The sequence below is a fragment of the Corallibacter vietnamensis genome (genome assembly GCF_039537875.1).
Classification (GTDB): domain Bacteria; phylum Bacteroidota; class Bacteroidia; order Flavobacteriales; family Flavobacteriaceae; genus Corallibacter; species Corallibacter vietnamensis.
In genome coordinates, this window is the sequence record NZ_BAABBI010000001.1 from 904203 (window position 1) to 917172 (window position 12970).

The 12970-nt window shown below is 32.6% G+C and carries 12 protein-coding genes; 9 read left to right on the forward strand and 3 right to left on the reverse strand.

Going from position 1 to position 12970, the window contains the following annotated elements:
* The first annotated feature begins 9 nt into the window (after positions 1–9).
* Positions 10–1320, forward strand: a complete 1311-nt coding sequence (locus ABD690_RS04165; protein WP_344727399.1) for a TlpA family protein disulfide reductase — start codon at positions 10–12, stop codon at positions 1318–1320.
* Here ABD690_RS04165 and ABD690_RS04170 read toward each other — a convergent pair whose 3' ends face one another.
* Together ABD690_RS04170 and ABD690_RS04175 are read right to left on the reverse strand one after the other, a co-directional pair.
* Positions 1321–1680: a YraN family protein gene (locus ABD690_RS04170; RefSeq protein WP_344727401.1), complete on the reverse strand. Its 360-nt coding sequence runs from the start codon at positions 1678–1680 to the stop codon at positions 1321–1323.
* Positions 1681–1726: 46 nt separating this feature from the next.
* Complete coding sequence (locus tag ABD690_RS04175; protein WP_344727404.1) at positions 1727–2743, reverse strand: S66 peptidase family protein; 1017 nt, start codon at positions 2741–2743, stop codon at positions 1727–1729.
* 73 nt (positions 2744–2816) lie between these two features.
* On the opposite strand from ABD690_RS04175, the gene metG reads away from it, so the two are divergent.
* The 7 genes from metG (at position 2817) to ABD690_RS04210 (ending at position 10683) form a co-directional block, all read left to right on the forward strand.
* Positions 2817–4916: a methionine--tRNA ligase gene (gene metG / locus ABD690_RS04180; RefSeq protein ID WP_425554912.1), complete on the forward strand. Its 2100-nt coding sequence runs from the start codon at positions 2817–2819 to the stop codon at positions 4914–4916.
* 2 nt (positions 4917–4918) lie between these two features.
* The gene (locus tag ABD690_RS04185; RefSeq protein ID WP_344727407.1) at positions 4919–6322 is read left to right on the forward strand and encodes a hypothetical protein; all 1404 of its coding nucleotides are present in this window, start codon (positions 4919–4921) and stop codon (positions 6320–6322) included.
* Positions 6323–6401: 79 nt separating this feature from the next.
* Positions 6402–8522 (forward strand): Tex family protein, encoded by a 2121-nt coding sequence (locus tag ABD690_RS04190; protein ID WP_344727410.1) that lies wholly within the window; start codon positions 6402–6404, stop codon positions 8520–8522.
* Positions 8519–8848 (forward strand): DMT family transporter, encoded by a 330-nt coding sequence (locus ABD690_RS04195; RefSeq protein ID WP_131506278.1) that lies wholly within the window; start codon positions 8519–8521, stop codon positions 8846–8848. The genes ABD690_RS04190 and ABD690_RS04195 overlap by 4 nt, the downstream gene beginning before the upstream one ends.
* Before the next feature lie 80 nt (positions 8849–8928).
* Positions 8929–9828, forward strand: a complete 900-nt coding sequence (locus tag ABD690_RS04200) for a DMT family transporter (protein ID WP_344727414.1) — start codon at positions 8929–8931, stop codon at positions 9826–9828.
* An 85-nt stretch (positions 9829–9913) separates the two neighbouring features.
* Positions 9914–10432 (forward strand): ferritin, encoded by a 519-nt coding sequence (locus tag ABD690_RS04205; RefSeq protein WP_344727416.1) that lies wholly within the window; start codon positions 9914–9916, stop codon positions 10430–10432.
* A 74-nt stretch (positions 10433–10506) separates the two neighbouring features.
* Positions 10507–10683: a hypothetical protein gene (locus tag ABD690_RS04210; protein ID WP_344727418.1), complete on the forward strand. Its 177-nt coding sequence runs from the start codon at positions 10507–10509 to the stop codon at positions 10681–10683.
* A gap of 297 nt (positions 10684–10980) precedes the next feature.
* Here the strand turns inward: ABD690_RS04210 and ABD690_RS13505 are convergent, their stop codons facing one another.
* Positions 10981–11214: a hypothetical protein gene (locus ABD690_RS13505; protein ID WP_425554913.1), complete on the reverse strand. Its 234-nt coding sequence runs from the start codon at positions 11212–11214 to the stop codon at positions 10981–10983.
* Positions 11215–11682: 468 nt separating this feature from the next.
* Between ABD690_RS13505 and ABD690_RS04220 the strand changes: the two genes are divergently transcribed.
* Positions 11683–12957 carry a ribonucleotide-diphosphate reductase subunit beta gene (locus tag ABD690_RS04220; protein ID WP_344727420.1) on the forward strand — a complete coding sequence of 425 codons (1275 nt, stop codon included), beginning with the start codon at positions 11683–11685 and terminating at the stop codon, positions 12955–12957.
* Positions 12958–12970: the final 13 nt, after the last annotated feature.

Here is a 12970-nt window from a genome sequence, read left to right on the forward strand (position 1 = left end):
GAAAAAACAATGATGAAAAAACATATTTTAATACTGCTTTTGTTTCCAATAATGCTGTTTTCACAGCACAATATTAAAGGTGTTTTTTCACCTGCCGAATCATTCACATTTGCATTATTATACAAGTCTACTCCAGAAGGAGCAAGTTATATAAACCAATCAAAAATTGAATCTGACGGATCGTTTGTATTTAATTTAGATCAAAACGCAGAAACAGGTATCTATAAAATTGTTTATGCAATTCCGCCAGAGGATAATAATTTTGAGGTGTTTTACAACGGTAGAGAGCATGTGACTTTTCACTTTGATTTGGATAAAGGTTTAAGCTTTTCAGAATCTTCAGAAAATATACTTTGGCATACATATACTGATAGTATTTCAAAATTAAATGGCGAGATAAGTAAACTTTACGCTTCAAATTCACCTAATAAAAAATCATTGGAAGCCGTTTTTAAAACACTTTATAAAACGCAAGATGGTTTTGAAAAGCAAGCAGCAAACATGATGGTTTTGCCTTTTGTAAAATCAAACAAAATGTATGTTCCTAAAGCATTTGAAGATGTAGAAACGTATTCAGTAAACTTAATGACACATTATTTTGATGCGATAGATTTTGGTAATCCATTAATTCAAAGTTCAGATTTTTTGATAAATAGAGTAGAAGCCTATGTGTTTGCAATGCCAGAAAATGAAAACGCGTATAAAAAAGCAATAGATCACGTGGTAAAGGCTGTAGGAGATCAAAACTCACAAACAAAAATTTATTTACTAGAAACACTTTGGCAACACATGCTTAATAATAATCAAGCATCAGTTGCAACGTACATTAGTGACACTTATTTGTTACCGCTGGCTAAAGCATTTAATAGAGCAGATTTAGAACAGGTACTTGTTAATTATAACAAAACCGCTATAGGCAAGAAAGCAACAGATTTTAAGTTCACATATTTAGAAAAAAAGAAACCAATAAAAACTTCATTATACGAGGTAGATATGCCTCATAAAGGATTGTTGATTTTTTGGAGTAGTACCTGCAGTCATTGTTTACAGGAACTGCCAAAAGTAAAGGCTATAATGGAAAAACATCCTGATGTTAAAGTTATAGCGTATGGACTTGAAGATGGTGTTTTAAATTGGAAAAAAACAATTACTGACTTTCCAGGTTTTATTCATACTTATGATTTAGGAAAATGGGATAGCCCATTGGTTGAAGATTATGGAGTTCAAGCGACACCAAGTTATTTTATATTAGATAGCGATAAAACTATATTAGCAAAACCAGAACACGCCGAAGATTTAGAAGCGTATTTTCAAGATTAATTAAAAATGATAAAACGCATCTTCGTAATGCGTAACCGTTTCGGTTGTATTGTTTTTTAAAACAGCAATCACGTCAAAGCGTGCTTCTAGATCAATATCATTTTCAGTAATATAGGCATCCATGGCTTTTACCAGTAACTTAACTTTTGAAGGTGTAACAAATTCTTGAGGATCGCCAAAAAAAGCTGAATTTCTAGTTTTAACTTCAACACAAATCATGGTGTTTTTATATTTGGCAATGATATCAATTTCAGCTTTTTGAAATCTAAAATTTCGCTCAATAATTTCATAGCCTTTAGATTCTAAATAATCTGTAGCTAACTGTTCGCCTATTTTACCAAGTTCGTTATGTTGTGCCATTTTATTCCTACGAAAGCAGAAATCCCTGCTTCAATTTAAAATCGTTTCACTTTTCAAAAACCACCGTTGATTTATCCTTGTCAACAGTCAATTTTACAGTGCTTCCCAATATCATGGCGCGATTGTCTTTTTCATGACCAGCAGGCATATTAAACGCAATAGGAAAATCGTAATCAGCCAAAGCATCTAAAATAAGTTGCTCAATAGATGTTCCCCAAAGCGTTGTGTTTTTACGAAGCTTTGTCATGTCGCCTACTAAAACACCTGCGCAATTATCAAAATATCCAGCGCGTTTTAAACTTTGTAACATGCGGTCTATATGATATTTATACTCACCAATTTCTTCTATAAATAAAATTTTTCCAGAAGTATTAATACTGGTGCTTGATCCTAACATTGTGTGTAACATAGTTAAGTTACCACCAACAATAGGAGCTGTAACAACACCAGGTTTATTGTAGCTTGAACCTTTTAGAGTATAAGAAAGAGACTCACCAAAAATAGCAGCTTTAAACGTGCTCACAGTTTCTGGAATTTCGGTTAAATCTTTTGTAAGGCTCACACACATCATAGCATGTATGGTTTCAAATCCTTGGTTATGAAATAAATTATGAAGTGCAGTTATATCACTATAACCTATAAGCCATTTGGGTTGTGTTTTAAGTTTTGTAAAATCCAGTTTGTCTAAAATTCTTACAGCTCCATATCCACCACGAGCACACCAAATAGCACTTATAGTTGGGTCGTCCATAGCTTTTTGAAAGTCTTCACAACGCTCATCATCAGTTCCAGCAAAATGGTTTGCTTGACTAAAAACATGTTTGCCAACAACAGCATGCAAGCCCCAACTTTTAAGTAAATCAACAGCTTGTTGTACTTCGCCTTGGCGATTTTTTAATATTCCTGAAGGCGCTACAATAGCAACGGTATCGCCTGCTTTAAGATATTCTGGTTGTATCAAATTAGTAGTGGTTTGTGAGTGTTTATTTTGTGCAAAAAAGGCTTGTATTCCGAAGAAAAAAACCAAACAACATAAACATATTTTAAGGACAAATTTAGACATATTGTAAATGTACATTTTTTTTCAGAAACGCTCTTAAATTACGTATTTTTGTAGCTTCAGAAAACGAGATAACATGTCAAAAAGATATACCATTACGGCGGCTTTGCCATATACAAACGGTCCAATTCATATAGGACATTTAGCAGGTGTTTATGTTCCTGCTGATATTTATGCGCGTTACCAACGCTTAACAGGAAACGATGTGGCCTTTGTTTGCGGTAGCGATGAGCATGGTGTTCCTATTACTATAAAAGCAAAAAAAGAAGGTGTATCACCTCAAGATGTCGTTGATAAATATCATGCCATTATTAAAAAATCTTTTGAAGATTTTGGAATTACCTTTGATAATTACTCAAGAACATCAGCGCAAATTCACCATGAAACGGCTTCAGAATTTTTCTTGGAGTTGTATAAAAAAGGGGAGTTTATTGAAGAAGTTACCGAGCAGTTATATGATGAAGAAGCTAAACAGTTTTTGGCAGACCGTTTTGTGATTGGAACCTGCCCAAAATGTGGTAATGAAGAAGCTTATGGTGATCAATGTGAAAAATGTGGAACCAGCCATAATGCTACCGATTTAATTAACCCAAAATCGGCTATTACTGGCAATGCGCCAACCCTAAAAGAAACGAAACACTGGTTTTTACCATTAGATAAACACGAAGATTTTTTAAAAGAATGGATTTTAAAAGGTCATAAAAAAGATTGGAAACCTAATGTTTACGGACAAGTAAAATCTTGGATTGACGATGGTTTACGACCTCGTGCTGTAACACGTGATTTAGATTGGGGAATTCCTGTCCCTGTTGAAGGTGGCGAAGGCAAAGTGCTTTACGTATGGTTTGATGCTCCAATTGGTTACATTTCGGCAACCAAAGAGTGGGCTGAACGCGAAGGAAAAGATTGGGAACCATACTGGAAAGACGAAAACACCAAATTGGTTCACTTCATAGGAAAAGATAATATTGTATTTCACTGTATCATTTTCCCAAGTATGCTAAAAGCAGAAGGCTCATATATTTTACCAGATAATGTGCCAGCTAACGAGTTTTTAAATTTAGAAGGCAATAAATTATCTACGTCTAAAAACTGGGCAGTTTGGTTGCCAGAATATTTAGAAGATTTTCCTGACAAGCAAGATGTTTTGCGTTATGCATTAACAGCCAATGCACCAGAAACCAAAGACAACGATTTTACTTGGAAAGATTTTCAGGCAAGAAACAATAACGAGTTGGTAGCCATTTTTGGAAACTTTATAAACCGTGTTGTTGTTTTAACCAACAAATATTACAATGGTATTGTTCCAGAGCTAAGTGACTATTCTCAAGTTGACGAAGAAACACTTGCTGCTGTAAAAGCGTATCCAGATGTTATTGCAAGTTCTATTGAGCGTTACCGTTTTCGTGAGGCAAGTCAGGAATTGATGAATCTTGCACGATTGGGTAATAAGTATTTAGCTGATGAAGAACCTTGGAAAGTCATTAAAGAAGATGAAGCTCGTACAAAAACAATTATGTTTGTAGCACTACAAATAGCATCGGCTTTAGCAACTATAAGCGAACCGTTTTTACCGTTTACTTCAGAGAAATTGAAAAAGATTCTTCGCGTTGCTCTGAATGACAACGTCAGTTCGAGTGATTCGACGAAGGAGAATTGTATCGAGAACTCTTGGGAAGACATTTCAACTAAAGATATTTTGCTTCCTGCAGGACATCAAATAGGAAAAGCTGAATTGTTATTCAATAAAATTGAAGATAAAGACATTCAAGCACAATTAGATAAACTAGAAGCGAGTAAAAAGGCTAATGAAGCTGCTAATAAAGCAACCGAACCACAAAAAGAAGAAATCACTTTTGATGATTTTACAAAGTTAGATTTACGTGTAGGAACGATTATTGAAGCCGAAAAAATGCCGAAAGCCAAAAAGCTTTTAGTCTTAAAAGTTGACACAGGTATTGACACCAGAACCATAGTTTCTGGTATTGCTGAAAGCTTTACTGCCGAAGAAGTTATAGGAAAACGTGTTACCGTTTTAGTGAATTTAGCACCAAGGAAATTACGTGGTGTTGAAAGCGAAGGTATGATTTTAATGACCGAAAGCCCTGAAGGTAAATTGGTGTTTGTAAATCCTGATGCGAACCAAGACGTTGCGAACGGTTTACAGATAAGTTAATTATGAGGAGTTTTATAGCCTTCTTTTTTTGCTTATTATGCTACACCTCTATAGCTCAAAATGCTTGGTTACAATCTTCTAATTATCATTTTGAGACACATCCTGTTAGTGATATTGCACCTGTTGTAAACAAGGAAACAAGAAATATTGCATTGTTTTATAAAGTAAAAAAAGGGTATGTGGCAGAACTTTATAATGACAAAAAAGAATTGCTATATGAAACAGTTGTTTCCAACATTTCTTCAGGTGATTTGGTGGGCTGCATCTATGAAAAAAACACATATACTTTGTTTTTTTCTAATCGTTCAAAGAGTAAAATCGGCTGCGTTAAAATAGACTTTACAACAGGGACTTATACAGTAATTAAAGATCTGAATTTAAGTATAAAAGGAGAAAAAGCTATCCAATTTATTACAGATGAAAACAAACTCCATTTGCTTACTGTAGAAAAAAAGAAATCAATATTAAAATTATATTCTTTCAATGTTCAAGGAGGTTTTATTGAGAAATCTTATGATTTGTCAGATGAGGTTTTTGAGAGTGATAATGAACTAACATATTCACTGTACTCGTTTCTGTATGTAATTAATAAACTAACCAAATTTGAATTTATAGATAACAGTTTGCCTTGCTCTTTAGAACAAGCTTCATTACCTACAAAAATTTTTTCTCAAGACGGACATGTTTTTTTAACGATTAATCTCACAAGTAAGTTTACTTATATCATTAAATTAAGCTTAAAAGAACCTCGTTATGATTTTAAGAAGATCACAAATGAAAGCTTTAAAAAAGGGAATTATTACAATACTCATAATAGTTTTTTGTTAGGCGATAAATTGTTTGAAGCATATATAACCAACGAGAGGTTTGTAATGGATATTATTGATTTAGAAAGTCAAAAATCATTAAAGCAGTTTTCTATTACTGAAAAAGACTCTATTTATTTTAAAAACACCCCAATTATCCAAGAAGGAGGTGATTTTGATAACTATAGAGAGTTTGAAAAGACAACAAAATTTATTAGAAAAATATTGTATTCTAAAATGGCATTGTCTGTTTACAAATTAGATGCTAATTATGTTGTGACTATTGGTAGTTATGAACCAAAACCAGGAGCAATAACAATGGTTGGCGCTATGGTTGGAGGTCTTACAGGAGCTATTATTTTTTCAATGTTTGATTCGTATTCTAACAGTAAATCTGTAAAAATATTAAGTTTATTAGATAGTAACTTTAATCATGTTCAAGGAGATATTCCAGATAATAAATTTGATGCAATTCATAGTTTTATTGAAGATAAAAAATTAAAGGAAATGAGCGCTCAAACAGTCTTTAAATATGATAATTTATACATTTGGGGCTTTTATAGCGATGTTTCAAAAATGTATAAATTTTATTCTTTTTAAAAAGAATTTTCATTGATTACTAGTTATATTTAAAAACCAATATACTCGTGAAATTTAGCGAGTACTTTTTCTATTTAATATGATTCCCTATATAGTCTCTAAAACTCAATTATCAGAAAACTCTGTAAAAAACACCATACAACTACTTAACGATGCGTGTACTGTTCCATTTATTTCGCGTTACAGAAAAGAAGCTACAGGAAATCTGGACGAGGTTCAAATAGGTGATATTGTAAAATACAAAGAACTCTTTGAGGCGCTTGAAAAACGCAAAGCAGCCATTTTAAAAGCACTTGAAGAACAAGATGTTTTAACATCAGAATTAGAGCAAAAAGTAAACAACGCTCAAGATATTACAACGCTTGAAGACATTTACTTGCCATACAAAAAAAGCCGAAAAACAAAAGCTGATACTGCTAAAGCTAACGGATTAGAACCTTTAGCTAAAATCATAATGAGTCAAAACGCTCACGATATTGAAAGCATAGCATATAACTATGTAAAAGATGCTGTTGGTTCGGTTGATGAAGCTCTAGAAGGTGCGCGACATATTATTGCCGAATGGATTAATGAACGTACTGACGTAAGAAACAATATGCGTTATCAATTAGAACGTTTTGCAACCATTGCAACTAAAGTTGTAAAAAAGAAAGCCACTGAAGAAGATGCTCAAAAATTCCGTGATTATTTTGATTGGAGTGAGTCGTTGAGTCGTATTCCTTCGCATCGTTTGTTAGCCATTTTACGTGCCGAAAACGAAGGCTTTATTCGTGTGAAAATTGAAATTGATGATGATCGTGCTTTAGATAAAATGGCGCAGCGTATTATAAAATCTGATAATGCGTGTTCTGACCAAATCGAGATTGCTATAAAAGATGCATACAAGCGCTTATTGTTACCATCATTGAGTAATGAAGCGTTACAAAATGCCAAAGAAAAAGCCGATGAAGCAGCGATAACTGTTTTTGCCAAAAACCTAAAACAATTGTTGTTGGGTTCACCATTAGGAGAAAAGCGTGTTTTAGCTATCGATCCTGGTTTTAGAACCGGTTGTAAAGTAGTGTGTTTAGATGCGCAAGGGCAACTTAAACACAATGAAACCATTTATCCGCATGCACCTAAAAATGATAGTACAGGTGCCATAAAAAAAATAAGCACACTTGCTGAAGCTTATAAAATTGAAGCTATTGCTATTGGAAACGGAACCGCTTCACGCGAAACAGAATCACTGATTAGGCGTATTCGTTTTAAAAATGATATTCAGGTATTTGTGGTAAGTGAAGCAGGAGCTAGTATTTATTCGGCGTCAAAAATTGCTAGAGACGAGTTTCCTAATTATGATGTTACGGTAAGAGGTGCTGTGTCTATTGGTCGTCGTTTGCAAGATCCATTAGCCGAGTTGGTTAAGATTGATGCAAAATCTATTGGTGTTGGTCAATATCAGCATGATGTTGATCAAACCAAGCTAAAAACCGAACTAGATACTGTTGTAGAAAGTTGCGTGAATGCTGTTGGTGTTAATCTAAATACAGCAAGTAAAAGTTTATTGAGTTATGTATCTGGAATTGGTCCTAAATTAGCTGAAAATATTGTGAGTTATCGCGATGAACATGGTGCATTTTCATCAAGAACCGATTTAAAAAAAGTACCACGTTTAGGAGATAAAGCTTTTGAGCAAGGATCGGCATTCTTAAGAATTAAAGATGCAAAAAATCCATTAGATGATTCTGCTGTGCATCCTGAAAGCTATAGTATTGTAAAAGCTATTGCAAAAAATGAAGGAAAACGTGTTTCAGAGCTTATAGGAAATTCTACCGTTTTAAATGGTATTGATTTAAAACCCTATTGTACAGATACCGTTGGTTTGCCAACACTTAAAGACATCGTAAAAGAACTAGAAAAACCAGGCTTGGATATTAGAGAACAAGCCAAAGTGTTTACCTTTAATCAAAACATAAAAACCATCAATGATGTGCAAGAAGGTCAATTGCTACCCGGAATTGTTAATAATGTAACCAATTTTGGAGCTTTTGTTGATATTGGAATTAAAGAAAGCGGCTTAATTCATATTTCAAACTTGTCAGATGGTTTTGTAAGTGATGTTAGTGCGCATATTAGTTTACACGAACATGTCATTGTAAAAGTTTTAGAGGTTGACATTCCGCGTAAGCGCATTCAATTAAAACTACATAAATCATGAATTGGATTATCTTAATTATCGCAGGATTATTTGAAGTTGCCTTTGCTTTTTGTTTAGGAAAGGTAAAAGAAACCTCTGGAAACACGTCTACCTATTGGTTTTTAGGGTTTTTATTATGTTTAGCTATTAGTATGTGGCTTTTGGTAAAAGCCACTCAAACCTTACCCATAGGAACTGCCTATGCTGTTTGGACAGGTATTGGTGCTGTAGGCACTGTTTTGGTTGGCATTTTTGTGTTTAACGAACCTGCAAATTTTTGGCGTGTCTTTTTTATTTCAACCTTAATTATCTCTATTGTAGGACTAAAATTTGTGTCTCAACATTAGCTGATAATATTTAACATTTTTTGTGTGAAAATAAAGCCTTAAAAGTCAATATAAGATTTAGCTTTGCATTTTTTTAGTTTATGAAAAAAGCGAGAATGGCTTTGGCTATTGGGATTATATGTATTTCTGTATTCCCTGTTTTGGTTAAGTTAAGTTTAACCTCTGGTGTAATTTCTGCATTTTACAGAATGTTTTTTTCAATACTTGTATTGCTGCCTTATATGCTGTACAAGCGAGCATTAAAAATTCCTAGTTTTAAAGCGGGTTTGCTAGCTGTTGTTTGCGGTATTATTTTTGGCACTGATGTCACAGTTTGGAATATTGCTATTCAAGAATCAACTGCTACGCAAGCATCATTATTGACAAATTTGTCTCCTGTGTGGGTTGGTATTTTAGCATTTCTATTTTTAAAGAATAAACCAAAACCTAATTTTTGGATAGGAACCCTTGTTGCTATTTTTGGTATGGTATTACTAGTAGGATTTCAGGTATTTAAAACATTAGATTTTGATTTGGCATTTGTTTTTGGTGTGCTGTCTGGAGTGCTTTATGCTTTCTATATGCTGATAAGTAAGTATGTTTTAAGAACGATGGATATTTTAAGTTTTATGACACTTAACTTAATAGCTTCAAGTATTCATTTAGGTGTATTAAGTTATTTTCTTAATGAACCTTTTTATGGGTTTAGTAACATGGGGTGGATTGTTTTGATTATTCAAGCGTTAGTTTGTCAGTTGTTAGCTTGGCTTCTTATTAGTTACGCAACTCAACATATGCGCGCTACAAGAGTTTCTGTGAGTTTGCTCGGACAAGGCATTTTAGCAACTGTTCTTGCATGGATGTTTATAGGAGAGCAAGTAACTATTCAAATGATAATGGGAGGAATCATTTTGCTTTTAGGTATTGGGATTACTTTTAAAGAAACACCACTAACATCATATTCATTTAGAAAAATTAAGTCAAAAGTAAAGCCTTTATAATATTACTGCAACGAAGGTAATTTAAAACTATTCTAACATCTTTAACGTTTAAAAATGCTTAACTTTACGTAAAAAGAAAGATATTATGTTATCAGAAAAAATAGAAAAAGCATTAAATGACCAAATACGAATAGAAGCAGAATCATCTCAAATATATTTAGCAATGGCTTGTTGGGCTGAAGTAAAAGGCCTTGAAGGTGTTGCTGGTTTTATGTACTCACAATCAGATGAAGAACGTGCGCATATGCTTAAGCTAGTTAGATATATAAACGAACGTGGTGGACACGCTCATGTATCAGCCTTAAATGCACCAAATGTAACCTTTAAATCATTTAAGGAAATGTTTGAAAAATTGTTTGACCACGAAGTGTTTGTGTCAGAAAGTATTAATGAGTTAGTACATATTGCGTTACAAGAAAAAGACTACTCAACACATAACTTCTTACAATGGTATGTAAGTGAGCAAATAGAAGAAGAAGCTATGGCTCGTACCATTCTAGATAAAATAAATATGATAGGAAATGATAAAGGTGGATTGTATTTGTTTGATAGAGATATTCAACAAATAACAATAAGTACAGCAGCTTCAGAAAGTCCTGAATAATTTTAACAGTTAATTTTATTTAGAATTAATTAAAATAATTTATTTTTGCCTCATATTCTACAAGTTAGTATACATTGGGTAAAAAGAAGAAAGAAAAGAAACAACAAAAAAAAGCATTAAAAACCTTACATGAAGCAGGGATTATCAATGCCGATAAGGTAAAAAGCAAATGTTGTAAAAAGTATAAAAAAGGTGAAAATAAGCGCTGTGGTAAATGCCCTTGCTTTGATTTATTAAAAAAAGTAGCATAAAAAACTCTCGATTTTCGAGGGTTTTTTTTTATTTAAAATTAAGTAGAGTTTCTGCTCGCATTAATATTTCCAAACAAAGATCGGGTTACTAATTTTTCAAAAACTTCTATTTGATCTTTATCATCAGGGTTTGTTTTTGTAGCTCTTGAATTTTCTTTAGTGCAAATTGCTGAATGGTTAAAAGTGGTATAACACTATAGATTCCCGAACATCAATTGAAGCTTTGCCTGCTCGTTCTTATTCCATAAGAACCTTATATTCAGTCAGTTTAGTATAAGGCGTTTAGAAGTTTCAAATTCAGCGTATATAGTTTTCTAAAATTCCTCCAAATTCTGGATCATCAAGCATATACTTTGTTGAATTAAAGAATGATTTTGATAATGTCATCATATAGTTTCTAATTGTTGTTTTAGAGAATGTCTCAACAGCAGTTGTTGGGTTATCTCCATTCGCAAAACCTTTTTTATAAGTTTCACGAAAAAGCGGAAGTAACGCATCTGTTTTTGACATGGTATTAAAAGAAAGTGTCATGAATATACTATTGTATATTTGATGTTTTTATAAAACGTTTTGCTTAAATCTTGTTAATTTAGGTTGTGTAGGTATAAAGCTTTTTTATGAAAATAATAAAGCTTCATGAAACGACTGTTATGTTTATTAAGGTTTGATCTTTTTGTCAAGATAATTGTATTTAAATCAAAAAAAGAGCTTTTAATTACCTTCTTTTTGCTTTTTTGTCAAAGCATTTTCTATAGTCTTTTTTTATCAATAAAAACCTATTTTTTATTTTAAAATTATTTCAAAACCATTTATAAAGTCTAGTGTTTGTGGACTTTTGTGCGGTATTTAATAGGGGTTTTTAAGTTTCTGTAAATTAGATCATTAAAAGGAATGTTGATAAAATGTTAAGAACAATATTTGAGGTATTTCATTTCGTTTGGAATAATTTATGACTTTTACATTATCTTATTTTAGATATATTCTAATTCGTTATTACTTATGGAAATTTTACACATTACTAAAAGAAATTTTAGCCAGAAACCTTTTGAATTAAGCAAAATCACAAACGCTATTTTAAAGGCAATGAAAGCGGTTGAAAATGGAGAATTTGGAGACGCTCAACTTATAGCAAATAACGTTTATGACGTATTGTTACAAAGGAAAAATCAGGATAAAGATTATTTACCTACGGTTGAGGAAGTACAAGATGTTGTAGAAGATAAATTAATGGAAAGTTCTTTTCATGATGTTGCAAAAGCTTACATTTTATACAGAAACAAACAAGCTTTAAATCGTAAGAGTAACATTTTTGAAAAACGTGTAAACTTAAAACCTTACGAGTATCCTCAATTATACGAATATGTTCCAGCAATTCGTCATTCATACTGGATACATACCGAGTTTAATTTCACAAGTGATATACAAGATTTCAAATCAAATCTTTCTGAAGTAGAAAAATCTGCTATAAAAAATACGATGCTAGCAATTTCTCAAATTGAGATTGCAGTAAAAACGTTTTGGGGAGATATTTACCACAGAATGCCAAAGCCTGAAATAGGATCTGTAGGTTCAACATTTGCAGAAAGTGAAGTAAGACATGCTGATGCATACTCGCACCTTCTTGAAATTTTAGGACTAAACAAAGAATTTGAAGAGCTAAAGAAAAAACCAGTAATTATGAAGCGTGTGCAGTATTTAGAAACTGCATTAAAAAACGCTAAAAGTGAAAACAATCAAGAATATGCAGAGTCTGTATTATTGTTCTCATTATTTATTGAGCACGTGTCTTTATTCTCTCAATTCTTAATTATTATGGCATTCAACAAGCATAAAAATATGCTTAAAGGTATCTCTAATGTGGTTGAAGCAACATCAAAAGAAGAGCAAATTCATGGAGATTTTGGTATAGATATCATCAATATTATCAAAGATGAACACCCAGAATGGTTTGATGCAAGCTACAATACCATGATTCAAGATATGTGTAAAGAAGCCTATGTTGCTGAAAGCAAGATTGTAGATTGGATTTTTGAAGAAGGCGAATTAGATTTCTTACCAAAAGCAGTTGTAAACGAGTTTATTAAAAACCGTTTCAATAAATCTTTAGAAAGCATTGGTATTGAAAAAGTATTTGATATAGACGAAACACTACTTACACAAACCGAATGGTTTGATGACGAGATTATTGGTACAAAACATGGCGATTTCTTTGTAAAACGCTCTATCAATTACAGTAAAAGAACACAAAGTATAACAAGCGACGACTTATTTTAACCAGACTATTTTT